Here is a 24,718-nt window from a genome sequence, read left to right on the forward strand (position 1 = left end):
TTATTCAAGCGTCAACCCTCCTGTCTTCGGCTGAAAATCTTCCAGATACTTGGCAGGGTCAGCACCGGGACATCCCCAGCCGCACATACTGCCCACCTCCATGGCCTTGCGCTGCCACATGGTCACGCCAAGCTGCTCATTGAGCTGGTCCGCCAGCTCCACATTCCGTTCCTTGTCACCGGTGTCCCAGTCGGAGGGGTAGTAACCGGTCTCGCCCCGCTTGATGCAGATCAATTCGCCGGTGGTCAGGATGGTGGAGAAGCACAGCTCCGGCAATCCCTCCGCAATTTTAGGACTGAACCGCTCCTCCTCGGTCTGGATGCTCCAGTTGTTCCAATTCCAGAGATGGACATACAACTCACCGCCATCTGCCTCGATCTCCCGCTGCTCAAAGCCCTCACCCCAGCCGTCTGAAGCCTGTCCGGAGACATACTCCTTGAGCGTGTCCAGTTCTTCCGGGGTGAGGGTGCCGACCACCCGACACTCCGCCACGCCCCAAAGCTGGCCGTTCCGCTCCTCAGCAGTGAATACCACAGACCTGACCTTGTCATCCACACTGTCATTTTTGCCGTACCAGTGCATGATCCCGCGCTCGGTTTCCTCCGGCATCCGGTTCTTCACCAATGCGGCAAGGATATCCCCTTCATAGGTCCGCAGCTCCCTGCCGTCCAACGGAGTACCTTCCTCCTCCATATCGCCCCATTCGTTCCGCTCATAGAGGTCAGCGGTCAGGGGCATATAGAGTTTCATGGTGGTGGGTTCGGGCGGCAGGACGGTAAAGCTGTCCTCACCAATGACCAGCGACAATGTTCTTCCGTTGTCCCACCTCATGTGGAAGTGGCCGGCGTCGTCGATGAAGTCCAGCGTTCCCATGGCTCCAGAAGAAATTGGATCTGGATCGGTTTTCATCTCTCTGAGCTTGATTCGGCTGCCCGCGGGGTACTGCTCCCGCAGGAAAGCCAGCCACTCTTTCGGAATACTGTTCATGACAATCCCCCCATCGTCATGCCCTCATCGGGCGTATTTTGATAGTCCTCCAACAGGCGGGGGTTTTCCTCGCCGTAGAGGTCGTACAGGATATCGTCCACCTGCTTGCGGACTGTGGGGTCATCGGTCAGCGTTTCATACCGGAAGCCGGTGGCCGGATGGTCTGGCAGCTCCTCCCGGATGCACTGGAGATATGCCTCCGCATCCGTGTACTCCACCTGTTCGCCGCTGGCAAAGGTCACCCGCCCCACCACCGGCTTATCTGTCATATTCTGTCTCTGGACACGGAGGTCAAAGGCGGTCAGATAGGCTTGATACTCACCGGCTACGGGGTTGCACCGCAGGCAGTAGCGATAGTTCTCTGTCTCCACGATATAACCGTAGTTCTGTACCCAGCCGCCGCTGATCTCTCCGCCATGGCCCCGGCAGTAGCCAGCCATGGCGGAGAAGTTCTTCAGGACGTTATTTCGCAGCTCATCCACCACATCCTGCAATTCGGACTTGAATTCCGGGGAGTTCAGCTCCTCCGGGCCTCTCGGCCACCAGGTGTGCCAGAACTCCGTGCCGCTCCGTCCGAAATCCATGCGGACATAGCCGACGCAGCCGAATTTCGCATCTTCCTCCGGACTCATGGCGTAGAAAAAGCCCGCTTCCTCGGGTGAAGCGGGCCGAATGGCAAATGTTTGATTGTGAAAGGGATATTCCAGGCTGTTGTTCCGGCAGTAGTCTCGCAGTGTCATGGTCTCTCCAAGCAGGAGGAACTGCCTGTTCACTCTGCGGGATATTGTGTCGGCCCGTTTCAGGGGAACGGGGGAAAGGACAGAGCCAATGGGATTTATACGGGCGCGGTCTGACAGTGCGATGGGCTTTTTGGCATTGCGGACGCTGCCTCTCAGTTCGTAGTAATACCAGCCTTCCGGGACATCCTCCCGCGGGATACGCTGGGGAGTGAACAGTACCGGCCTGCCGAACAATATGGCTGATCGCAGGGGATCGGTTTTGATATTGATACTCATAGCGTGCCTCCTTCGCTTTTTGGTAACGGGAACAATACCACGCTGATTCTCGAAAGTCCATACTTATTTTCCTTAACACTAACTGCGGCGGAAACCCACCAGGACCTGCCGAGCTATAATTCTGCACCCAGCGGCTTGGCTCATTTCCTGCAAGGGCAATTTTGACCTCCTATTATAGACTACATGCTTTGCTGGGACTGCGTCTGATTTGGAAAGGGCGTACTGATGCGTCGCACAAAGCCAAATTCGGTTTGCTGGACATCGTCCTCCTCCATGTAAGCCTCACCGAGCCGCTCGAAATCCGTGTAGAGTTCAAGAATATCGAGAACGTCTTCATCGACGCCGAATCGCCGCAGAACCTGCTTTCCATATTCCTCCTGGTCGTCAGGGACACGCTCATAATCGTCCAGCTCCAGCGCCAGATCCAGAGCGGCGGGAAAGTCCTCCGGCTGCTCCGCTGACAGGACGGCAAGGTATTTCAGCAGCTCGCCGTCTGTCTGTCCCATCTCCCGCACGGCCATCGCCAGCTCGTTGGCGGACTCCACGCTGACGCAGTCCACAGGAATATGTTCTTCCAGATAAGGGACGAGAAATTCAACCGCTTCGATCCTGGCCTCCGCGAAGTCCGTGATCCCAAGCTGTGCTTTTGCGGCGTCCAACTCTGTTTCCTCTGCGGGAAGATGCAGAACGCAGACTGTCCCGGTGGTTTCCAGCTGGAGCCGGATCACCGAATCCTCCTTTTGTTCAGGCTCTGCTGACTGTTTGCGCAGGACATAGCCGCTGTAGGTATAAGCGCCGCCTCGGTCGGCATAATACTCTGCGCCGATCTTGGCAAAATCCAAATACGGCCATGCTTTTTCCGGAAACCGGGGATCGCCGTGGAGCAGTCCGGCAGCAGCCACATATTTACCAAGATCGGTATCCGAGCTCACATTGGGGATGATGGTATATTCCTCCAGCGACTCTGAGACACGAAGCACATCATCCAGCCCGTTGACGCTTTCGGCATCCAACGCTCCGGCGAAGATATCCCGCTGACGCTTGCTCATCCCGCCGATCCTTTCGGCCAGCGTGTTGAGCTTTTGCATGTCCTCTCTGCTGTTCAGGTCCGCATAGCGGACATACTGCCCGATATTGGCAACCGGGCTTTTGACATCCAGGATTCTGACATCCCCGGCATAGCGGCTGACTGTATCCAGCAGGGCGAACGCCTCGCCGATCTCCGCGGGTGTTGTGGGAAAGCGCAGGCGGACGCCCTCCTGGTTATCCCCGCGGGTCAGATGCAGTTCGATCATGACAAGCCTCCCATCTGCGGGCCCTGCTCCATCTGCTCTGTTGGGATGTTCCGGGCCACAATCTCGCTGATCTCCTGCGCTGTCCCCAGGTAGGCCACATAGCCCCGGTCTCCAAAAAGCCCGCCCTCCTCCCGGATACGGCGCTCTCCGTAGCTCTGGTAGTTGATATAGTCCTCCAGATTTGGGTCCACCTCAAAATGGCCGGACTCCTGGATCATATAACGCCCATATTCCTCCGCGGTGCTGATGTCCGGCACCACCGTAAACTCGTGAAGATTTTCCGCCAGGGCCAGGATCTCCTCCGGCGTCTGGGGCCAGACTGTATCGAAAACAGTATGGAAGTTCTCCATTGCCTGCCCGTCGAACTTTCGCAGGTGCCGGGTCAGGGCGTTCAGGGCAGCCAGATGCTCATTCAGAGGATATTCACGCTCAAAGACGCTCCGGACCGCGTCGCTGAGTTCGGCGGTATCCAAGACTGCAATACACTGCTCCGGCCTGTCCGCGCCCAGCCGCCGCACCGCGCGGGCGATCTTGCTCTCCGCGCAGGGGAAATAGAGCGTTTCCTGCTGCTCCGGCTTTCCGATCACCGAAAGCGTTACAGAGGCCGCGCAGTCCTCGTAGAAAAACTCCGGGAGATGGCGGCCGTCATAGATACTGGACAGCCGCATGCCGTTGTCATACACCACGCCATAGGGTGTGACTGTCCCGCCTCCGCCCTCAATGAGCAGCAGCGCAGTCTCATATCCGTCCAGAGCGTCCAGTTCTTCCGTCCTGGCGCAGCCGCCATGCAGGTTCATGTAGTGGTCACGGCCTATGGCCTCCAGATCGGAGAAGTCCGTGATCACCGTGGCCTGCTGGCAGCAGAAGGTCAGGTTGATAAAGTCTGTCATATCCCGAAGATCCAGCTTTTCCGCCATGGCCTGAAACTGCGCGGCCTCACCAACATCAAAGCTGTCCAGCCGCTTTGCCAGGTAGTCCAGCTCGTCCAGATTGACGGTGAGCATCTCCATTCGCTTTAACACGGGAAAACTGCTGCTGATCTCCATGACCTGACAATCCCGGTGGACGGGATCGCCGATCTCCAGTGCGGATAGAAGCTCAACACAGTGGTCATATTCCTCGTTGGGGATGGGGAATGGGATGGTGGCCACGCCATATTCAGGATGCTCCTGATTGGCCAACACCGCCTGCACCAAGGGAGCCATCAGACCTCACCTCCCGTTCCGCCGATGGTGAACATGGCCTTGCCGTAGTGGGCGATCAGCATCGCGTCCAGGATCAGCGTCAGGGCGGTATCATCCACCAGCTCTCGGTCGCATAGTTCCTGGAATGAGATGTACTGGTGGTTTTGATAGAGCCCCTTTGCCGCCTGATAGAGCACATATTCCTGCTCACTCATCGCCCGCACGGTGTCCCACCCGCTGAGGCGGATGCTCCAGAGGCCAAAGATATTCGGTACGGCGCGGCAGAGCGATTCTGTGGCGGTCAGCAGGTACATGGTAGCCAGACGGCGCCGGCCTGTGTCATCGCCATGATGACGGAGCAGATAGGGATAATAGAACAGGAAGCGGGAGGTGTGGGCGGCGTCATAGTAGGCGACTGCTTTCTTGTTGGAGAGCAGCTCCGCGATCCGCTCTCCCAGCCTGCCGCTCTGCCAGTTCCGATAATAGTCAGCCGCCAGGGAGGAATAGGTGACCGCCCCCGCCTCCGCACGCTCCTCGATCCAAGGGCATACCGGCATGGTGCATTGCTTTCTTCTGTATTTGGTGCAGTGCTTGCAGGCCACATCCTCGGGCCGGTAGCGAAACCGGCAGAGGATCATTTGGCCTCCGCCGCGAGGGGAGAAGTGGGGCGGCGTCATCATCTGCCGCTCCAGCCCCGCCAGAGGGGTGTCTCGCAGGAAGTATTTCGTCACGTGCTGTCCTTTCCGGATGGGACCTTTATCCCGAAAGGGCGGCAAAAAAGGCCGGCGTCCCAAACGGGATACGGCCTTGTCCTGTGTTGATGATGATTTAGAATTGCTGGGTCATGCCCTGATATTCCGTATCTTCTGCTGCCTCCAATTCCTTCTGATTTGACTGGCTGACCAGCTCTGCCAGGGCAGGAACCGCACATTCGATCTGCGCCGCCACGCCCTCCAGCAGCTTTTGGCGTTCCGCGGTGATGGGATAATGATTCTCCAGCGTTTCGTGGACGCAGCGGTAGACCTCCGCAAGCTGCTCCTTAGAAAAAAGCTGGTGCTTGTCCAGCAGGCCGGAGCGGATGGCAAAGTCCCGCTTTGCCGCCTGATAGTCATTTCCAGCATAATGACCTTGCCACAGGCTGGTACGCTCATTGATCCACGCCCAGGTGGTGAATTGAACGCCGTGTTTGCCGGGGAGGGCGGCAAGCACAACATCATTGAACTCCGCCAGTACTTGATATGGTTCGTGCAGGCTGTCCGCTTTCAGCAATGGGGCTTTATCCAGGAGAGTCATGTACTCCCTGACCGTGGCGGCGATATCCGCGGCCCGGTCACAGGCCAGCTCGGTATCTGAGTCGGTCATATCCTCCTGTCGGTATCGGATGCCGCCTGTGCTGGCGACTCGGCACAGAGGCTGGTCGTTCCACTCTACCGGGAGAAAACCATCCTGTTCTGGCAGGACCACAAAGCCCGTTTGCCGGAGGCGGAGGGCCAGTTCGGAAAAATAAGATTTATTTGCTGTCGTTTCTGTTTTCATACGCATTCCTTTCAAAAATTAAAGCCGAAGCTGTTGAACAACTTCGGCTGGGCATATTGCTGTATCTTGTACGGCTGGAGGCGGGTTCGAGTCTGATCTGTATTCGTTTTTCCTCGGCAAATAGTCAAAGTTCAAGGCCCTTTAGCATTCGAGCTAAAGGGCCTTGAAAGGCTTGAAAACTCTTGCTTTTTCTGCAAATAGTCTTTTTCGCCTATTGGTTTGGTCCGAGTGACTGGAGTCGAACCAGCCTGACCTTGGTCCCAAACCAAGTGCCTAACCGATAGGCTACACCCGGATATTCAGTTTTGAACTATTATACCACGGTCAAGGCGAAAATCAAAGTTTTTCCTGTCTGTAGTCATTTATGTGGTCAAAGCGGTTTTTGGGCCGGTTTTTCTGCCCGGAAAAATCCCGCAAACGACCGTGTTGCAAGGGGTTCCGGGCTTTGGCTGTTCCCATCGTGGATAGGCGGAAAATCGCTCCCAAAGCAAGCGCGCTACCAACTGCGCTACACCCGGATATGAAATTTTCCAATTGTGGTCAAACATGTGGTCAACGCCGATTTTTGACCAACGGCTTTGCGGAACTGGTTCCCGCTTCCGGTAGTGTCCCAGCGGATAGTGGGGTTAGGCTTTTTCCCTCATGGATGGGCCCGGTATGCTCCCAAATACAGCGCGACGATTTTCTATACATCACACGCGTTCACACAGAACGGATATCATTATAATATATGCTGGGAAGGATTGCAAGACTCCATTTAAATATGGTATGATGCTCTCTGCGAGGTGAAGATACTCATGCGAATGCGAAAAAAGCCCAATCTGGCGCCGCGGATGGAGCGCTGTGCCCGTGTACTGATTTCCGACCCCAAGGCTATGCGGGGCCGCTGGCAAAGTCTGATGCCTCAAGCCAAGGAGCTCTTCCTGGAGCTTGGCTGCGGCAAGGGCCGTTTTACCGCTGAAACGGCGGCGCAGAATCCCCAGGCCCTCTATATCGCGGTGGAGCGAGTCCCCGACGCCATGGTCATTGCCATGGAACGGGTGTGTGCCATGGACCTGCACAACGTCTTCTTTATCGACGGTGACGCCGCAGAGCTGACCGAGCTCTTTGCCCCCAGCGAGGTAGACCGCATCTACATCAATTTCTGCGATCCCTGGCCGGGCAACCGCCACTCCAAGCGCCGTCTCACCCATCCCGACTTCCTGCTGCGCTACCGGCAGGTGCTCTCCCGCAAGGGTGAGATCCATTTCAAGACGGACAACCATGATCTGTTTGAGTGGTCCCTGTTCCAGTTCCCCAAGGCCGGTTTCCAGCTCTCCCAGGTCACCCGGAACCTCCACGCCAACGGCATCTGCGGCGTTATGACCGACTACGAGGAGAAGTTCCACAACATGGGCACCCCCATCAACCGCTGTGTAGGTTCTGTGGGTCCCCTTCCGGTTTCTCCCAAACCGTCCGACCTTTAAAAAAGCAAGGCTCCCCTGTTGGGGAGCCTTGCTTTTTTGATGTAATACCGGTCAGCACGCCTCTTCCGCCAGGTTTCCGGTGTACAGCTGGTAGTACTTGCCCTTCTTCTCAATAAGCTGGTCGTGGGTACCCCGCTCGATGATGCGGCCCTGATCCATGACCATGATACAGTCGGAGTTGCGCACCGTGGACAGCCGGTGAGCAATGACAAAGGTGGTACGTCCGCACATGAGGGCGTCCATACCGTCCTGCACCAGCTTCTCGGTGCGGGTATCAATGGAGGAAGTTGCCTCATCCAGAATGAGCACCGGCGGATCGGCCACCGCCGCCCGGGCAATGGCCAGCAGCTGGCGCTGACCCTGGGACAGGTTGGCGCCGTCGCCGGTCAGCATGGTATCATACCCGTCGGGCAGGCGGCGGATAAAGCCGTCTGCATTGGCCAGCTGTGCCGCCGCGATGCACTCCTCGTCAGTGGCATCCAGATTGCCGTAGCGGATGTTGTCCATCACCGTACCGGTAAACAGATGGGTATCCTGGAGCACGATGCCCAGGGAACGGCGCAGGTCCGCCTTTTTGATCTTATTGATATTGATGCCGTCGTAGCGGATCTTGCCATCGGCAATGTCATAAAAACGGTTGATCAGGTTGGTGATGGTGGTCTTGCCGGCACCGGTAGCGCCTACGAAGGCGATCTTCTGCCCCGGCTCGGCCCACAGGCTGATGTTGTGGAGTACGATCTTATCCGGCGTATATCCGAAGTCCACATCGTCAAAGACCACGCTTCCCTCCAGCTTGGTGTAAGTAATGGTGCCGTCCGCCTTGTGGGGATGCCGCCAGGCCCACACGTTGGTGCGCTCGGTACTCTCGCTAGTTGACCGTCCGCCCCCTCTTTGGCGTTGACCAGCTCCACATAGCCCTCGTCCTCCTCCGGCTTCTGGTCCATCAGCTCAAAGACACGCTGGGCGCCGGCGGCAGCAGTAACTACGAAGTTGACCTGCTGGCTGACCTGGGTGATGGGCTGGGTGAAGCTCTTGTTCAGGCCTACAAAGGTAACCACCGTACCCAGAGTCACACCCGCCAGACCATTGATGGCCAGCAGAGCACCCACGATGGCCACAAACGCATAGCTGAGCCAGCCGATGTTGGCGTTGATGGGCATGAGCAGGTTGGCGTAGCGGTTGGCCTTGTTGGCGCTCTCCCGCAGGGCCTCATTTACCTTGTGGAAGTCGTCCATGGCGGCCTGCTCATGGCAGAACACCTTTACCACCTTCTGGCCGTCCAGCATCTCCTCAATGAAACCGTCCACAATACCCAAGTCCCGCTGCTGTCTGACGTAATACTTGCCGGACAGCTTGGAAAAGCGGGAGGTGACCAGCAGCATAACGATGGCCGTGGCCACTGAGATGATAGTCAGGAACGGATTCAACAGCAGCATGGTCACCAGGGTGGCCACCATGGTGATGCCGGAGTTGATGACCTGGGGAATGCTCTGGCTGATCAGCTGCCGCAGGGTGTCCACGTCGTTGGTGTAGACCGACATGATGTCGCCGTGGGCATGAGTATCAAAGTACTGGATGGGCAGGGCCTCCATGCTGCGGAACAGATCATCTCTCAAGTGGCGCATAGTGCCCTGGCTGATGTTGACCATGATCCGGTTGTAGCCAAAGCCAGCCACTACGCCGGCCAGCATAACGAAGGCCAGCTTCACGATATCGGCCGCCAGGCCGCTGAAGTCCCGGGAACCACTGCTGAGCATAGGAACGATGTAGTCGTCTACCAGGGTCTGGGGAAAAGTGGCTGCCACCACAGTCGCCACGGCAGAGACCAGAATACAGAGGATGACCGCCAGAAAAACCGGTCCGTAAAAACGGAGCATGTAGCGGAGCACCCGGTTGAGCACCCCGGTGGACCGGGGCTTTTGTTGGGTTTGAGTCATAAACGAGTTCTCCTTCTTCTTACGCGGGCTGGTCGAAGTCGCCGCCGCCCTTGACCTGGGATTCATAGATCTCCCGGTAGATGGCGTTGTTCTCCAGCAGATGTTCATGGGTATCAAAGCCGTTGATTCGACCCTCATCCAGCACTAGAATCCGGTCGGCGTGCTCCACGCTGGACACACGCTGGGCGATGATGATCTTGGTGGTGCCGGGGATCTTTTCAGCGAAGGCCGCCCGGATCTTGGCGTCGGTGGTGGTATCCACCGCGCTGGTGGAATCGTCCAGAATGAGGACCTTGGGCTTCTTCAGCAGCGCCCGGGCAATGCACAGCCGCTGCTTCTGTCCGCCGGACACATTGGCGCCGCCCCGCTCGATGCGGGTCTGATAGCCGTCGGGGAACCGGTCGATGAACTCGTCGGCGCAGGCCGCCCGGCAGGCCTGGATGCACTCCTCCTCGGTGGCGTCCGGATTGCCCCAGCGCAGGTTATCCAGGATGGTACCGGAGAACAGGGTGTTCTTCTGGAGCACCACCGACACCTGGTTGCGCAGGGCCTCCATGTCGTACTGACGCACATCCAGGCCGCCCACCCGGACAGTTCCCTCGCTGACGTCGTACAGGCGGCAGATCAGGTTGACCAGGCTGCTCTTGCCCGAGCCGGTGCCGCCGATGACACCGATGGTCTCGCCGGACTTGATGTGCAGGTCGATGTCGGACAGAGCGTTCTTTCCGCTGCCCTGCTTGTAGGAAAAGCTGACGTGATCGAAGTCGATGGCGCCGTCGGCCACCTCCGTCACCGGCTTCTCCGGCTCCTTCAGGTCTGGGGTCTCACGGAGCACCTCGCTGATGCGGCGGATGCTGGCCATGGACATGGAGATCATGACCACCACCATGGAGAGCATCATCAGGCTCATGAGCAGAGACATGATGTAGCTGAACAGACTGGTCAGATCGCCGGTGGTCATGGTGCCGCTTACAATGAACTGGGCGCCCAGCCAGGAGGCGGAGATGATGCAGAAGTAGACCGCCAGCATCATGGCCGGGTTGTTAAAGGCCAGCAGGCCTTCCGCCTTGACGAACATCTTGTACAGCTTGGCGGTGGCCTTGGAGAACTTGTTGTTCTCATAGTCCTCCCGGACAAAGGCCTTGACCACCCGGATGGCGGATACGTTCTCCTGAACGCTGGCATTCAGGTCGTCATACTTCTGGAACACCTGGTTGAAGATTTTCAGGGTGACCACCATAATGACTCCCAGCACCACCACCAGGAAGACCACCGCCACCAGGAACATCAAGCTCATGGGCGGGCTGATGATCAGGCACATCACGTAGCTGAAAATGAGCATCAGTGGCGCCCGTACCGCAATGCGGATCACCATCATGAAGGCGTTCTGCACGTTGGTGATATCGGTGGTCATGCGGGTCACCAGACCTGGCACACTGAATTTGTCAATGTTGGAGAAGGAGAAGGTCTGGATCTTGGCATAAATGGCCTCCCGCAGATTGGCCGACAGGCCGGAGGACGCGCTGGCGGCAAATTTACCTGCCAGCGCACCGAAGGTCAGACTGAGCAATGCCATGACCACCATGGCGACTCCGTAGCGGTACACCACCGACAGGTTGGCCGCCTCCAGGCCCTGGTCAATGATAATGGCGGTAATGAAGGGCAGAAGGATCTCCATCAAGACCTCCAGCGCCGCCATGGCGATACACAGGAAGGTGTCCTTCCGATACCTCCCCAGTTGGTGCAATACTTGTTTCACGTTGCCGATGCCTCCCTTTTGCTATGTGTCTGGAACGTCCACAGGTTGTGCAGCATGCGCTTTTGCAGGCGATCCAGGGTGGACAGCTCCTCCGGAGAGAAGTCCCGATAGAGCTGGTCCTCCACATCCCGGACTGAGTTGGCCAAGAGAGCCTGTACGCGGCAGCCCTTTTCCGTACCGAAGAGCAGACGTCGCCGGTCATCCTCCAGACAGGGCTCCACCCGTACATAACCCTTCTCCCGTAGCCGCTTCACCAGATTGGAGATGGTGGCCTTGGAATAGCCGCTGACCTGGTGCAGTTCGGTCACCGAAACGCCCCTCTCGCTATGCCTGAGCAAATAGAGCAGCATCTGGGCCTGCACGCCGGTGATCCCGGCCTCGGCCAGGCACCGGTTGGCCATCTGTTCCATCTGAATGTTGATCTGCCGGCTGTCATGGGCCAATCGGCTCCGATCCACTGCCACGGTCATGTCCCTCCTCTGGTTTCATCCGGGATAATTTGTTAGGTACCTTACTATTTATAGCACAGCATCTCTTGCATGTGAAATTCAAATCTGTTATGATCTATAAAGAACATTTATCGTTTTTCCGCATTGCACAAGAATACTTCACCGGTTGGGAGGGACATTGGTTGAATACCACACAACTGGAGTGCTTTCTGGCAGTGGCGGACTGTCTGAATTTTTCCAGGGCCGCGGAGCAGCTGCGGATCACCCAGCCCGCCGTCAGTCACCAGATCCGTACCCTGGAGGACGAACTGGGAGTCCAGCTGTTCAGCCGCACCAGCAAGACGGTACGGCTGACCCAGGAGGGAAACATGTTTCTGCAATACGCCGGGGAGATTCTCAAGCTCACCGGCATCTCCAAGGCCCGGGTCAAGCAGTCCCATACGGGCCAGGCCGTCCGGCTGGAGATCGGCTGCCGCAGCGCCGCCGACCTCTCCCTCATCCGTCCCGCTCTGGACCGGCTCCGGCAGGAAGCGCCGCTGGTGCTCCCCCTGCTGCGGTTCCTCCCCTTCAGCGGGTTGGATAGCCTGCTGGCAGAAGGCGAGATCCAGCTGATGTTCACCTTCCAGGAGAGCGCTCCCAAGAACAGCGTCTACCGGGAGTTGGTACGCTGCCCTGTGGTCTGCGTCTGCCGGGCAGACCATCCTCTGGCCGCCAAAGAGCAGATGACGCTGGAGGAGCTCAAGGGGGCCGGGCGCATCGCCACGTGCCGCCCTCCCGCCTGCCCCAATTCCCTTTTCGCCATTCAGGGGCAGCTGGTCACCTCTGTTGGGCCCGACCAGGTCATCTTTTGTGAGACGCAGGAGGTGCTGTTCACCATGGTGGAGGCGGGGTATGCCTTTGCCGTCATAGCGGACTTTCCCCAGCTGCGCCAGCCGGAGCTGCGCTATCTCTCCCTGCCGGAATTTCCACCCCTCTCCTTCGGCGCGGCATACCGCAGCGGCAGCCGCACTCCGGCGCTGCGTACCTTCCTCCATCTGCTGGAGGAAACTCTCTGTCCGGAAGGAGGCAAACACCCATGAACCGCCGTTACATTGCCTTTGACGTGGAGACCCCCAACTACGCCAACAACCGCATGAGCGCCATCGGTATCACCGTAGTGGAGCATGGCGCGGTGGTCCAGGAGTATGAGACTCTGGTCAATCCAGAATGCGGGTTTGATCCCTTCAATATTTCCCTGACTGGTATTACCCCGGAGATGACCGCCCACAAGCCCCCCTTCCCTGCCCTGTGGCAGGAGATCGAGCCGCTGATGAGCAGCGGCCTGCTCATCGCCCACAACGCCCCCTTCGATATGTCCGTCCTGGCCAAATGCCTCCGGGACTACGGCATCTCCTGGCGTCCCACCGTCCCCTACGCCTGCACCTGCCAGATGAGCCGCCGCCTCCTGCCCCAGCTGCCCAACCACCGGCTGAACACCCTGTGTCAGTATCTCGGTCTGGAGCTGGACCACCACCAGGCGGGCAGCGACAGCCGGGCCTGCGGCGAGATCCTGCTGCACTGTCTGCGTTCCGGCGGCACGGTAGAGCCCTTCCTGCGCACCTACGATCTGACCCAGATCCGCACCCTCCCCGCCCGCCGCCGCAAGGGATAAAAGGACAGCAAAACGCCCGGCCTTCCGTAAAACGGAAGGCCGGGCGTTCTTTATAGGCGGCTCAGATGCCGTTCTTCAGGCGCAGGATGTACATACCGTCGTGCCAGGTATCCATGTAGATGTAGCCGCGGTCGTCCACCACGCAGTCCTCGGTGGTGGCAATCATGGGGCCGGGTACGGGCACGTCAAAGAGCAGCTTCTCCGGGTTGGGCGGGATGAAGTAGGCCAGCTCCTTGATGTAGTAGGGGTCGGACACGTCAAAGACCCGCATGCCGGCGTGGAAGTAGCAGCAGTACACCTTGTTGGGGTCGTCCTGCAGCCAGCTCTTGCCCATAGGCTCGTGGATGTTGTGGGGGCCGAAGGGGCCGGGGGCGCCGATGCCGCAGTCATTGAAGTTGGGATAGGGGAAGTTCTCGGGCACCTCGGGATAGGGGAACTCGGCCACCAGGGTGGGATCGGCGGGATCGGACACGTCGATCATGTGCAGGTTGTTCATGGGCTGGGCACCCTTATGCACACCGTTGAGGATCTTATCCTTGGTGAAGAAGGGGAAGCGCTCGCCCTCGTTGGTAAGCACGGCAAAGTTCCGGCCGGTGAGGCGCATGTAGGTGTGGCACTGCGCACCATCGAACTTGCCGGCAAAGGGAGGCTGCACCATCAGCTGGGAGATCAGCTTGGGACGGGTGGGGTCGGAGATGTCCAGGATGATAGCGCCTCCGCCGAAGTAGCCCATGTACAGCTGGTCGGGATGATCGGGGCAGATGTTGCAGGCGTGGCACATACCCCAGAACTTCTCAGCGTCATGGCCCACGGCGTAGGTGCCCTCCACCATGCCGTCCTTGAACTGCTTGGGCAGCCACCAGCGGCCGGCCTCCACGGGGTTGCGGGGATCGGAGATGTCCAGGATACGGACGATGAAGCCGATGAAGCCCGGGCATTCGGCAGGCATGTATACATACTTGCCGCCGTTGTAGGCAAAACGGTGGACGCCCATGCCGTTGGGCACGCCGGTATCCCAGTGGGACAGCAGCTCAGGATGCAGGGGGTCCTTCTTCAGATCGTAGATCTGCAGACCACCCAGGGCGGGATCGCCGGGCTTGATGCCGTGGAGGAAGGGCACGCCGCCGCCCAGAGCCACGATGAGCAGGCCGTCGGCCACCTGGACCTTAGGAGTGGACTGGGCGAAGTAGATGTTGGGGTCGCTGACGTAGACGATGCCCACCACCTGAGGATTGGCGGGATCGGTGACGTCCACGATGTTGACGCCGTTACCCTTGAAGGAGCCGCAGTACATGTAGTACTTGCCATCGTCGGTCTTATAGAGGGCCATCTGGAAGGCGTTGATGCCATTCAGATCGGAAAAGCCCACGACCTCCATGTTCTTGATGTAGCCCTGATTGTTGGGGCTCTTGGCGTAAAAAGGAACAGACATAAGAAACCTCCTTTTTTGTTCGGAAACAGATCCGGGCGCACCGATTCCGGTGCGCCTTGGATCTTATTTGGTTAGGGATGGGGCATCATCTTGGGGGGCTTCTGGCACAGAGCCATGGTAATGGGCATACCAATGGCGAAGGTGACAAAGGCCACCACCAGAGCCACCACGTAAGTCATGGGGAAGCTCATGAGGAAGGCCATGAAGAAGGCACTGGCGGGCATGGTATAGCCCACGGCAATGAACATCATGATCAGGCTCATGAGGAAGGTCATCACAAAGGTGATGGAGGCCACACGCAGGATGTGGAACAGCAGGCCATTCTCATTCTTCACATGGCACAGGCGGGCAAAGCCGTCGCCCATGGCTTTCAGGTCGATGTAGGTGCCGATGGCAAAGGTCACCGCGAAAGCGGGGATGAAGTCCTTGGTGAGCTGCTGGAACAGGGGCCCCCACAGCACCATGCCGGTTTCCCGGTACATATTGCTGCCGTCGATATACATGGGGAGAAAGATAGCAAACATGATTGCGAAGATGGTATTGAACACAATACCAAACTGATCCTTGCGAAGCACGAGGAATCCCTCCATTGTGTTTTGTTTGCCCGGCCTCCCCCTCCGGAGAGGCCAGGTTTTGGCGGCCCGGCCGCCATGCAACAGGGAACGGACTTACCGGAATGACCGGGATCAGCAGGGCTTGGAGGACTGGATAAAGTCCTTATACTTGGCCTTACGGGCCTTGGCCTCCTCAGACTGCATCATCTCGCGGGCAGCGGCCTCGTTGCGCTGGATGTCATCGCCATGGATGAACTTGCCGGAGATGGAGTCGTGGGCGTGGGGCATCCACTTCTCGGCGTCGTACTCAAAGACGTACTTGCCGTCCACATTCTTCATGACGCCCTCGGTGCCGCACAGGCAGCAGATGGCGGTACCATCCTCCTGGAGGTAGAAGTTGTTGCTGTGGCAGTAGGGGCACACACCGGCGGGGCCCTTGTAGTCCTCGTTGAACACGCCGTGGCCGGGCACGAAGGTGCCGTCCTCGATCTTCTTGGCAGCGGCAGCCAGGTCCTTGCCCATCTGGTGAGCCTTGGCGATAGCGTCGTCGTTCATCAGGATGCTGAGGGACCAGGGGAAGCACTGGTTGTCAATGATGGTCCACTTGCAGGTCAGGGCGTGGGTGGCGAAGTCGCACTGGATGCGGGTGGCCCAGTCGGAACCGCCGATGCCCATGAAGGTGACCACCTTCTCCTGCAGGTACTTGGGATCGATGGGCTTGCCGCCCTTCTCCTCGGCGATCTTGGTGGCGATCATCAGGTTGCCGCGGTCCATACGGGGGCCAAAGCGGTCCATGATGGTGTGGAAGATGCCGGGGGCGCACTTCTCGAAGATGGGGGCGGCCCAGACGATGCCGTCGGCCTCAAACATCTTGTCGATCAGCCACTGCAGGTCGTCCTTGATGACGCAGCCGTTGCCGCGGCCGGAGAACAGGCTGCCCACGCAGGCCTTGCAGCCGGTGCAGTGCTTGATATTCAGCTGATGGACATTGACAAACTCGATCTCGGCGCCCATCTCCTGGGCGGCCATCAGGGCCTCTTTACACAGGGAATCGTTGGCGCCGTTGAGGGTACCGGCGGACAGACCTAAAACTTTCATGTATGTTCCAACCTTTCTTAATATGAATTGGTTTTAGCGCATGGTGATGTAGCCCCGATACTGGGTCAGGTTGTCGCTGGAGACCATGTCGGACAGGAACATGCCCACAATGTTGTAGTTGGAGCGGAGGAAGGGGAACTGCTCCTGCTGGGCCCACTCGGGCTTCTCCATGTCCCGAGTGCCCTCCACGGCGGCCTTGTACCACTCTTCAGGGCCGTCGAACCACAGCTCCACCAGACGGTGGAACTGGCAGCCCACCACATCGTGGTAGATCTTGCTGGACAGGAAGCGGTTGACCTCGGGCCGGTTCTGGAAATAAGGCACAAAGACCTCCTGGAACCACTTCTCGCCGGTCTTCTCGCAGGGCCAACGCAGCACGAACTGCCAGCGGTAGTTGGGACCGTCGTCAATGGTGCGGCCCTTGCCCTTGTAGTCCTCCTCCCAGTTCATGGGCACGTGGGCAAACACAAAGGGCGGGCAGCCGTTGTCGCCGCCGGAGGTGCGGTGGGCATCGCCGTCCATGTTGGCGGCGTGGGACAGGTCAGCACCGTCGTCGGGGATCATGCCCTGCCAGCGCAGCACCTCCACCGGCATCCGCTCGGTAAAGGCATTGACACTCATCTCCGGGGTCATCTCATTGACCATCCAGTAGTGCTCGGTCATCTGCATCCGCCGGGTGCCGAACCGCTCGCCTTCCGGCGGGGTGGGCAGAGCGTTATAGAAAGCATATTTGGTGCAGTAGGGGGTGAATTTCCCAATGCTGTCCGGCACATGGACGTTGTACAGCCAGTGCTGCAGCCGATGCCGGTACTCTTCCCGCACGCAGTCCACATAAATCACGCTGCGCATGGGACGGTATTCAACGGACATTTCAACTCCTCCTTCTCTTCTGGTCGGACCTCAAAAGGGTCACCTTGTTTTCGTATGCATCTTACCCGTTCTTGCCCAAACTGTGAAATACCGTATGTGAATGGCTGGCATGCAGTTTTAGCCTAGGTAAAGCATTTTACCGTCTTTTCTACCTCATTCTGGAAATCACAGACTATTAAATTGGACAAATTCTGTAAAAGCAGCTTAACTTCCCTGTTGGTAATCACGAATTTGCCCCTGTACTGTGTATAACAGCCATGCGCAAATTACATAAAACAGCGGTGACAAGCGCATCTGTTTTTGATATACTCATAGCAGCAGAAAAACGGAGGGATCCACAGTGACGCTGAATCAGTTGGAATGCTTTATGGTGTTGGCCCAGCGGCTGAACTTCACCCAGGCAGCGGACGACCTGTTCATGGCCCAGCCGGCTTTGAGCCGTCTGATCTCTGCCCTGGAGAAGGAGCTGGACGTGCAGCTCTTTTACCGTAACTCCCGCAGTGTGGCCTTAACTCCGGCCGGCAGCGCCTTTTTCAAAGAGTGTCCCAAGATCCTGGATGAATACCGGAGCAGCGTGGTGGCCGCCCGACTGGCCCAGGAGGGATATCGGGGGTCTCTGTCCCTTGGCATTATGCGGGACACCTTTGAGCCCAAAATCTCCGAGATCTACCAACAGTTCCACGCCGCCTATCCCCAGGTCTCCATGGTCATGAAGGGATACAGCCACTCCAATCTGCTGTCGGCCCTGGAGCGAGGTGAGGTAGACGCCATTCTCAACTACATGCCCACCCCCACCGCCATGGACTCCCCCTCCATCCTTCTTCACAAGAATCACCAATGCATTATCACCTCCATCGACCACCCCCTGGCCTCCCGGGGCAGCATTCAGATGGAAGAGGTGAAGGACGAACCCTTTGTCATCATGGCCCGCACCGCCTCCATTCCCGGCCACGATTTTATCTGGAAGACGGCAGCTGACGCCGGCTTTGCCCCCCATGTGGTGGCGGAGGCCACCCACGTCCCCGTGCTGCTCACTCTGGTGTCCTGCGGCATCGGTATTTCCACCCTCAGTGACGATATGGCCTGCCTATCCCAGGGCAAGGTGGCCTTTATTCCCCTGCTGGGCGTCCCCTTTGCCAATGTCCGCCTGATGTGGAAGGAGGACAACCCCAATCCAGCCCTGCCCCATCTGCTGGATGTGGTCCGCTCCCTCTGTACCTGAACAAGAAAAAACGGCGCCGCCGGTCTCAAGGACCGGCGGCGCCGTTTTTTGCTCTTAACTTGGATTATTCCGCGCAGGCACCGGCGGGGGCCTTGTCCCGCAGCAGACGCTGCACCGGCTCGCCGATCACTTTACCCACGCTGCGGGCAATGAAGCCCACCAGCAAGGCGGAGATCACGGAGCCCTCCCGGATACCGGTCAGCTTGCCGCACAGAAGAAAACCCAGCACGGCAGCCACCACCACCATGGTCACATCCACGGCGATCTTGGTCTTACCGAAATCGGTGCCCCAGCGCATGGTGATGGATTTGACGGTGCACTCACCGGGCAGCATGACCACGTTGGCCGCCACCTCCATAAAGACGCCGAAGCCCAGCACCAGGCAACCCAGCAGCAGGGAGATGATCTGGATGGGATAGCTGTGGGGATCCACAAAGGACAGCAGCGCCATGGACAGATCAATAAAGGCGGACAGCAGGAAGGACACCGGGATCTGCAGCCAGAAATGCTTGGGGAACCGCTTACCCAGCAGGATCAGCTGCAAGGCGATGAGAAACAGGCTGAAGAACAGGGTGAACATGCCCAGGGACAGGGCCGGATTCCACAGGCTCAGCACATAAGGCGTGCTGGAGATGGGAGAGGTGCCCAGGTTGGCCCGGGTGATCAGGGCGATACCCAACGAGTTGACATACAGCCCCACCAGGAAAAACACATACCTTCTTACCAATTCTGCTCTGCTCACAAAATTACCTCCACTTCATTCCCCGGCGGCGGACCAGTTCCGCCGCGCTATAATTGTGTTTCAAATTATTTGTATACAAATAGTCTAGCACCGGACCGCAGTTCCGTCAACGGGACACAATGGACAAAAAAGTCCTGAAAAATCCCCCATCTACTCGGTCATCCTGCGCCGAGCCCCGGATACAGGCATAAAAAGGGAGACGCGCTCACGCGCGTCTCCGCTCTGTCGGTTGGGTTACCGGGATGCCCGCTCCCGCTGGACGTAGTCCATCAGCACCGGGATGCGTCGGTCGGTGTTGGCCTGAAGCCGCTCGCATACCTGCTCCCCGTCTCCCGCCCGGGTAGCCTCCAACATGGCCTCAAAGTCCTCGGCGTTGCTTCCCCGCTGATCCAGACAGTTGGCATAAATATACCGCAGCAGCAGCTGCTGGCCCTGAATGGAGATCATGCTGGCGTCCAGCCGTCGGTTGCCGCAGTTGGCATAATAGGTACCTATAAACCGGTTGATGGCCGTTACCTCGCTCTGGACATTCTTGGCCCGCCGGTACTCCTCCAGGCGCTTCTCCAGTTCGGACACGATGGCCCCACGGTCCCCGTGCTCCATGGCCAGCCGGATGGCCGCGCAGTGGAGGGTCATGGCCAGCTGCTCGATCTCAATGATGTCGTGCCGGTCCAGGTCCAGAATGTGGGCCCCTACATTATTCTCATAAACAACCAGGCCCTCCTGCTGCAGCCGGTTCACCGCCTCCCGGATGGGGGTACAGCTGACACCCAGCTCCTCCTGCAGCTCACTGACATTGAGCTTGCTGCCCAGGGGCCGCCGGAGCATGATGATATCGCCGCGCAGTGTCTCATATACCTGGTCCACCAGGGAACGCTTTTTGATCGCCGCCATAGCCCGCGCCTCCAAAATCTCATTTCTTGCAAGATATTATATCAGCAGTTTTGAGCAATTACAAGCCTCACCAGCGTTTTCTCCAAATTGCACCACCCAGTTTTGGCACATTCCCCAAATCGTCATCTTCCCTCTTGCAATTTCAGAAAAGTGTGGTATTCTTAACTCATAAATCTTGCAAGATATAAAATATATCTTGTTCGACAGGAGGCGCTGAACATGGCTGTGCAGACATCGGTTTCCGAGCTGCTTGCCCTGGGCACCAACACCAATTTCGTCTTCCTGGGTGAGGCCGGCGGCGGCAAAAGTGAGATCGCCCTCAACTTTGCCCGGGCGCTGGCTCAGATGGGCAGCAAACCGGTTCATTTCTTTGATCTGGACATGACCAAGCCCCTGTTCCGCGCCCGGGACTGCCGGGCGCAGCTGGAGCGGATGGGCGTGGAGGTCCACTACGAGGAGCAGTTCATGGACGCCCCCACCCTCACCGGCGGCGTGCGGCGGCTGCTCAACGACCAGAACTGTTACACCGTTCTGGACGTAGGCGGTGACTACATCGGCGCCCGGTCTATCGGAGGCTACGCCCCCCTGCTCAACCGGGACAGCACTACGATTTATTATGTGATCAATCCCTTCCGGCCCTGGTCGGCCACCCTGGAGCACATCGACAAGGTGCTGGGCGAGACCCTGGGCGTCTCCCATGTGGAGCTGGCCCGTCTGCGTCTCATCGGCAACCCCAACCTGGGCCCGGATACCACCCCCGCCGACGTGGCGGAGGGCGCCCGGCAACTGGTGGACATGGTAGGCCCCTACAAGCCGGTGGATTTTCTCTGCGTGCAGGACCGGCTGTGTGAGCTTCTTCTGGAGGAGCTGCCCTGCCCGGTGCTTCCCATTCAGCTCTACCTGACCTATCCCTGGATCAGTCAGTAAGAAGCACCCAATCAATAAGGCATTTGCTTGCGTTGTAAAGTTTGCAAGATGCAAGATATATGAAAAGGAGATGTCGGTATGGCAAAGGTCCAAATCGTGGCGGAGCGCTGCAAGAGCTGCGGCTACTGCATCAAGTTCTGCCCCAAGCAGGTGTTGGCCATCGGTGACAAGGTCAATTCCAAGGGTTACGAGTATGTCGTGCCTGTCCATCCGGACGACTGCATCGGCTGCGCCATCTGCGGCCGGATCTGCCCGGACGGAGCCATTGAGATCTATAAGTAAGGGGAGGTAAGGAAAATGGCAAGAGTATTTATGAAGGGCTGCGAGGCCATCGCCGAGGCGGCCGTGCGGGCTGGATGCCGGTTCTTTGCCGGTTATCCCATCACCCCGCAGAACGAGATTCCCGAGTATTTTTCCCGCCGGATGCCCGAGGTGGGGGGCACCTTTGTACAGGGCGAGTCCGAGGTGGCGTCCGTGAACATGGTGTACGGCGCCGCTTCCGCCGGCACCCGCTCCATGACCTCCTCCTCCTCTCCTGGAATCGCTCTGAAGAGTGAGGGCATTTCCTACTGCGCTGCCGCCCGCATTCCCATGGTGTACGCCAACATCTCCCGCGGCGGCCCCGGCGTGGGTTCCATCCAGCCCGCTCAGATGGACTACTTCCAGGCCACCAAGGCCTCCGGCAACGGCGGCTTCCAGATGATGGTCTTTGCCCCCTCCACCGTGCAGGAGGCTGTGGACATGACCTACAAGGCCTTCGACTACGCCGATCGGGACCGCAACCCCGTCCTCATCCTGGCCGACGGCGTCATCGGCACCATGATGGAGCCGGTGGTGCTGCCCGAGATGAAGAGCGACGAGGAGGTGGCCGCCATCAAGGAGTCCAAGAAGGGCTGGGCCTGTATCGGCCACAAGCTGGACTACGCCAACCGGTCCTGGATCCAGCCCGGCCAGTGGTCCACCGCCCGGATGCAGGAGGTCAACGAGGAGGCCGCCGCCCTGTATGCGTCCTGGGAGAAGGACGTGCAGGTGGAGGAGTACCAGGTGGCCGACGCTGAGATCGTGCTCACCGCCTACGGCATCTCCGCCCGTATCTGCAAGTCCGCTGTGGACCTGCTGCGGGCCGAGGGTATCAAGGCCGGCCTGATCCGTCCCATCACCGTGCACCCCTTCCCCTACGAGGCTTACGACCACATCGACTACACCAAGTGTAAGGCCGTGCTGGATGTGGAGATGTCCATCCCCGCCCAGTTCGTGGCCGACGTGGAGGTGGGCGTGAAGGAGCGCTGCCCCATTGAGACCTGCCTGTGCTCCGGCGGCAACATCATGAGCCGTGACAAAGTCATTGCTGCGGCCAAGAAGATCATGGAGGGGAAGTAAGATGGAAAAGATCTACGGAAGAACGAAAACCATCCAGGAAGATAAAGTCTCCGGCTTCTGCCCCGGCTGCATGCACTCCACCGTCATCAAGCTGATCGGCGAGGTTCTGGAGGAGATGAACCTGGTTGATAAGGCCGCCTGCGTGCTGGGCATTGGCTGCTGCGGCCTGCACATGGACTACATTGCCTACGACAACACCACCGCTCCCCACGGCCGTGCCTGCGCCGTGGCTACCGGCATGAAGCGCACCAACCCCGAGTCCCTGGTGTTCACCTATCAGGGCGACGGCGACTTCGCCTCCATCGGCCTGGCCGAGTCCATCTCCGCTGCCAACCGCGGTGAGAACATCACCGTTATCTTCATCAACAACGGTATCTACGGCATGACCGGCGGCCAGATGGCCCCCACCACCCTCATCGGCATGAAGGCCTCTACCGCTCCCAAGGGCCGTATCGCTGAGGAGCACGGCTATCCCATGCACATGTGCGAGATTCTCAACCAGCTGACCGCTCCCGCCTACCTGGTGCGCACCAGCTGCAACACCCCCACCAACGTGAACAAGACCAAGCAGGCCATCCACAAGGCCTTCCAGAACCAGCTGGACGGCAAGGGCTTCTCCATGGTGGAGATCGTCACCAGCTGCCCCACCAACTGGGGCCTGGATCCCCTGAAGTCCCTGGACTACATCGAAGAGAAGATGCTGCCTGAGTTCCCTCTGGGCGTCATCCGGGATCGGTAAAGGAGGTACGAGACTATGGAAACCAATCTGTGTGTGGCCGGCTTCGGCGGCCAGGGCGTTATGACGCTGGGCAAGTTCCTGGCCGACGCCACCTGCAATTCCACCGACAAGAACGTGACCTTCTTCCCCTCCTACGGTGCTGAGCAGCGCGGCGGTACTGCCAACTGCTTCGTGGTCATCTCCGACGAGACCATCGGTGCCCCTCTGGGCGATGTGATGGACGACCTGATTGTCATGAACGGCCCCTCTCTGAAGAAGTTCATCGGCACCCTGAAGAGCGGCGGCACCCTGTTCATCAACAGCTCCATCGTCTCCGACGACATCGGCCGGGACGACGTGAAGCTGGTGAAGGCCCCCGTCACCGAGCTGGCCCTGGAGATGGGCAACGCCAAGGTGCTCAACGTCATCATGCTGGGCGTCTACGTGGGCTACACCGAGGTCATCGACCCCGCCATCGTGTGGGAGACCATCGAGCACAAGCTCTCCTCCAAGCCCAAGCTGCTCCCCCTCAACAAGCAGGCCTTCGAGAAGGGCCTGGAGCTGGGCCGCGCCCAGAAATAATCTTCGCCTATGCGGGCGCACGGCCTCCTGTGCGCCCGCATGGTCTATGGGGCGTTTTCTCGCCCCTCCATCCACAATTCCGGAAAGGAGATCTTCCTTATGGTATTCCATAATTTTGATGAGCTCATCGCCCATGTGAAGGGCAAGCCCAACCGCGCCCGTATGGCTGTGGCCGCCGCCGGTGACGAGCATACCCTCCAGGCCGTCCTCCGCGCCCGCGCTGAGGGCATCGTCTCCCCCATTCTGGTGGGCGACAAGGCCATCATCGACCAGGTCCTGGCCGAGCTGGGTGAGACCGTGCCCGCCGAGGACATCTATGACGAGCCCGACCTGGCCGAGGCTGCCCGCAAGGCGGTGGCTCTGGTCAAGGAGGGCAAGGCTGACTTCCTGATGAAGGGCCGTCTGGACACCTCCGTGCTGCTGAAGGCCGTGGTCAACAAGGAGAACGGCCTGGGCAAGGGCGGCGTCATGAGCCACTTCACCGCCTTTGAGGTGCCCACCTACCACAAGCTGCTGATGCCTGTGGACGGCGGCATGGTGACCTACCCCACTCTGGAGCAGAAGAAGGCCATCATCGAGAACACCGTGGGCGCTCTGCGGGCCATGGGCTACGACAACCCCAAGGTGGGCGTGCTGGCCTGCGTGGAGAAGCTCAACCCCAAGATGCCTGAGACCGTGGAGGGTGACGCCCTGAAGCAGATGAACCAGAAGGGTGAGATCACCGGCTGTGTGGTGGAGGGCCCCATCTCCTACGACTGCGCCGTCAGCAAGGAGATCGCCGACTTCAAGGGCTTCGAGAGCCCTGTAGCCGGCGACTGCGACGTGCTGGTCGCCCCCAACATCCACGCCGGCAACATCATGGGCAAGATGCTCACCGTTACCTGCAAGGCCAAGATGGCCGGCTTCATCGTGGGCGCCCAGTGCCCCATCGTTATGACCAGCCGCGGCTCCTCCGCCGAGGAGAAGTATCTGTCCATCGTCATTTCCGCCGCTGCCGCCCAGAATCAGTAAGGAGGAAC

24 protein-coding genes, 1 tRNA gene and 1 pseudogene are annotated in these 24,718 nt (G+C 58.9%); 10 read left to right on the forward strand and 16 right to left on the reverse strand.

Annotated elements, in window-relative coordinates; genetic code table 11:
• The 7 genes from J9789_RS11020 to J9789_RS11050 form a co-directional block, all read right to left on the reverse strand.
• The gene (locus J9789_RS11020; RefSeq protein ID WP_209345320.1) at positions 1-987 is read right to left on the reverse strand and encodes a DUF4314 domain-containing protein; all 987 of its coding nucleotides are present in this window, start codon (positions 985-987) and stop codon (positions 1-3) included.
• Positions 984-2,003, reverse strand: a complete 1,020-nt coding sequence (locus tag J9789_RS11025; protein WP_209345323.1) for an LPD28 domain-containing protein — start codon at positions 2,001-2,003, stop codon at positions 984-986. The genes J9789_RS11020 and J9789_RS11025 overlap by 4 nt, the downstream gene beginning before the upstream one ends.
• Before the next feature lie 179 nt (positions 2,004-2,182).
• Positions 2,183-3,298: a DUF6329 domain-containing protein gene (locus J9789_RS11030; protein WP_209345325.1), complete on the reverse strand. Its 1,116-nt coding sequence runs from the start codon at positions 3,296-3,298 to the stop codon at positions 2,183-2,185.
• On the reverse strand, positions 3,295-4,503 hold the full coding sequence (locus J9789_RS11035; RefSeq protein ID WP_235396094.1) for an antirestriction protein ArdA: 1,209 nt from the start codon (positions 4,501-4,503) through the stop codon (positions 3,295-3,297). The genes J9789_RS11030 and J9789_RS11035 overlap by 4 nt, the downstream gene beginning before the upstream one ends.
• The gene (locus J9789_RS11040) at positions 4,503-5,213 is read right to left on the reverse strand and encodes a hypothetical protein (RefSeq protein WP_209345327.1); all 711 of its coding nucleotides are present in this window, start codon (positions 5,211-5,213) and stop codon (positions 4,503-4,505) included. Before J9789_RS11040 ends, J9789_RS11035 begins: the two co-directional genes overlap by 1 nt.
• A gap of 97 nt (positions 5,214-5,310) precedes the next feature.
• Positions 5,311-5,844, reverse strand: coding sequence for a hypothetical protein (locus tag J9789_RS11045; RefSeq protein WP_235396092.1), 534 nt, complete (start codon positions 5,842-5,844; stop codon positions 5,311-5,313).
• 394 nt (positions 5,845-6,238) lie between these two features.
• Positions 6,239-6,313, reverse strand: a tRNA-Pro gene (locus J9789_RS11050).
• A gap of 502 nt (positions 6,314-6,815) precedes the next feature.
• Here J9789_RS11050 and trmB point away from each other — a divergent pair.
• Positions 6,816-7,484, forward strand: coding sequence for a tRNA (guanosine(46)-N7)-methyltransferase TrmB (gene trmB, locus J9789_RS11055; RefSeq protein WP_209345331.1), 669 nt, complete (start codon positions 6,816-6,818; stop codon positions 7,482-7,484).
• 51 nt (positions 7,485-7,535) lie between these two features.
• Here the strand turns inward: trmB and J9789_RS11060 are convergent.
• From J9789_RS11060 to J9789_RS11070, 3 genes and pseudogenes are all read right to left on the reverse strand, one after another.
• Positions 7,536-9,421 (reverse strand): annotated as a pseudogene (locus J9789_RS11060) (ABC transporter ATP-binding protein).
• 19 nt (positions 9,422-9,440) lie between these two features.
• Positions 9,441-11,180 (reverse strand): ABC transporter ATP-binding protein, encoded by a 1,740-nt coding sequence (locus tag J9789_RS11065; protein WP_209345333.1) that lies wholly within the window; start codon positions 11,178-11,180, stop codon positions 9,441-9,443.
• Positions 11,177-11,644 carry a MarR family winged helix-turn-helix transcriptional regulator gene (locus J9789_RS11070; RefSeq protein ID WP_348633674.1) on the reverse strand — a complete coding sequence of 156 codons (468 nt, stop codon included), beginning with the start codon at positions 11,642-11,644 and terminating at the stop codon, positions 11,177-11,179. The genes J9789_RS11065 and J9789_RS11070 overlap by 4 nt, the downstream gene beginning before the upstream one ends.
• A 167-nt stretch (positions 11,645-11,811) precedes the next feature.
• Here J9789_RS11070 and J9789_RS11075 point away from each other — a divergent pair, with 167 nt between their 5' ends.
• Both J9789_RS11075 and J9789_RS11080 read left to right on the forward strand, forming a co-directional pair.
• Positions 11,812-12,708 carry a LysR family transcriptional regulator gene (locus tag J9789_RS11075; RefSeq protein ID WP_209345338.1) on the forward strand — a complete coding sequence of 299 codons (897 nt, stop codon included), beginning with the start codon at positions 11,812-11,814 and terminating at the stop codon, positions 12,706-12,708.
• Entirely contained in the window at positions 12,705-13,280 is a 576-nt protein-coding gene (locus tag J9789_RS11080; RefSeq protein WP_209345341.1) for a 3'-5' exonuclease, read from the forward strand. Before J9789_RS11075 ends, J9789_RS11080 begins: the two co-directional genes overlap by 4 nt.
• A 61-nt stretch (positions 13,281-13,341) precedes the next feature.
• Here the strand turns inward: J9789_RS11080 and J9789_RS11085 are convergent, their stop codons facing one another.
• From J9789_RS11085 to J9789_RS11100, 4 genes are all read right to left on the reverse strand, one after another.
• Positions 13,342-14,712 (reverse strand): hypothetical protein, encoded by a 1,371-nt coding sequence (locus J9789_RS11085; RefSeq protein ID WP_209345343.1) that lies wholly within the window; start codon positions 14,710-14,712, stop codon positions 13,342-13,344.
• A 71-nt stretch (positions 14,713-14,783) separates the two neighbouring features.
• Positions 14,784-15,287, reverse strand: a complete 504-nt coding sequence (locus tag J9789_RS11090; RefSeq protein ID WP_348633675.1) for a hypothetical protein — start codon at positions 15,285-15,287, stop codon at positions 14,784-14,786.
• A gap of 111 nt (positions 15,288-15,398) precedes the next feature.
• Complete coding sequence (locus J9789_RS11095; protein ID WP_209345347.1) at positions 15,399-16,364, reverse strand: flavodoxin family protein; 966 nt, start codon at positions 16,362-16,364, stop codon at positions 15,399-15,401.
• 33 nt (positions 16,365-16,397) lie between these two features.
• Complete coding sequence (locus J9789_RS11100; protein WP_209345349.1) at positions 16,398-17,234, reverse strand: acetyl-CoA hydrolase; 837 nt, start codon at positions 17,232-17,234, stop codon at positions 16,398-16,400.
• A gap of 340 nt (positions 17,235-17,574) precedes the next feature.
• On the opposite strand from J9789_RS11100, the gene J9789_RS11105 reads away from it, so the two are divergent.
• The gene (locus tag J9789_RS11105; RefSeq protein ID WP_209345351.1) at positions 17,575-18,456 is read left to right on the forward strand and encodes a LysR family transcriptional regulator; all 882 of its coding nucleotides are present in this window, start codon (positions 17,575-17,577) and stop codon (positions 18,454-18,456) included.
• A 64-nt stretch (positions 18,457-18,520) separates the two neighbouring features.
• On the opposite strand, the gene J9789_RS11110 is transcribed toward J9789_RS11105, so the two are convergent.
• Both J9789_RS11110 and J9789_RS11115 read right to left on the reverse strand, forming a co-directional pair.
• Entirely contained in the window at positions 18,521-19,198 is a 678-nt protein-coding gene (locus J9789_RS11110; protein ID WP_209345353.1) for a DUF6198 family protein, read from the reverse strand.
• A gap of 234 nt (positions 19,199-19,432) precedes the next feature.
• On the reverse strand, positions 19,433-20,092 hold the full coding sequence (locus tag J9789_RS11115; protein WP_209345355.1) for a GntR family transcriptional regulator: 660 nt from the start codon (positions 20,090-20,092) through the stop codon (positions 19,433-19,435).
• Positions 20,093-20,311: 219 nt separating this feature from the next.
• On the opposite strand from J9789_RS11115, the gene J9789_RS11120 reads away from it, so the two are divergent.
• The 6 genes from J9789_RS11120 (at position 20,312) to J9789_RS11145 (ending at position 24,710) form a co-directional block, all read left to right on the forward strand.
• Positions 20,312-21,019, forward strand: coding sequence for a hypothetical protein (locus J9789_RS11120; RefSeq protein WP_209345357.1), 708 nt, complete (start codon positions 20,312-20,314; stop codon positions 21,017-21,019).
• A 78-nt stretch (positions 21,020-21,097) separates the two neighbouring features.
• Entirely contained in the window at positions 21,098-21,301 is a 204-nt protein-coding gene (locus J9789_RS11125; protein ID WP_087338512.1) for a 4Fe-4S binding protein, read from the forward strand.
• 15 nt (positions 21,302-21,316) lie between these two features.
• Positions 21,317-22,399, forward strand: a complete 1,083-nt coding sequence (vorB, locus tag J9789_RS11130; RefSeq protein WP_209345359.1) for a 3-methyl-2-oxobutanoate dehydrogenase subunit VorB — start codon at positions 21,317-21,319, stop codon at positions 22,397-22,399.
• Between the two features lies 1 nt (position 22,400).
• Positions 22,401-23,138: a thiamine pyrophosphate-dependent enzyme gene (locus J9789_RS11135; protein WP_209345361.1), complete on the forward strand. Its 738-nt coding sequence runs from the start codon at positions 22,401-22,403 to the stop codon at positions 23,136-23,138.
• Between the two features lie 15 nt (positions 23,139-23,153).
• Positions 23,154-23,699 carry a 2-oxoacid:acceptor oxidoreductase family protein gene (locus J9789_RS11140; protein WP_209345363.1) on the forward strand — a complete coding sequence of 182 codons (546 nt, stop codon included), beginning with the start codon at positions 23,154-23,156 and terminating at the stop codon, positions 23,697-23,699.
• Between the two features lie 99 nt (positions 23,700-23,798).
• The gene (locus tag J9789_RS11145) at positions 23,799-24,710 is read left to right on the forward strand and encodes a bifunctional enoyl-CoA hydratase/phosphate acetyltransferase (protein ID WP_209345365.1); all 912 of its coding nucleotides are present in this window, start codon (positions 23,799-23,801) and stop codon (positions 24,708-24,710) included.
• Positions 24,711-24,718: the final 8 nt, after the last annotated feature.

The organism is Flavonifractor sp. AGMB03687 (assembly GCF_017811815.1).
Classification (GTDB): Bacteria; Bacillota; Clostridia; order Oscillospirales; family Oscillospiraceae; genus Flavonifractor.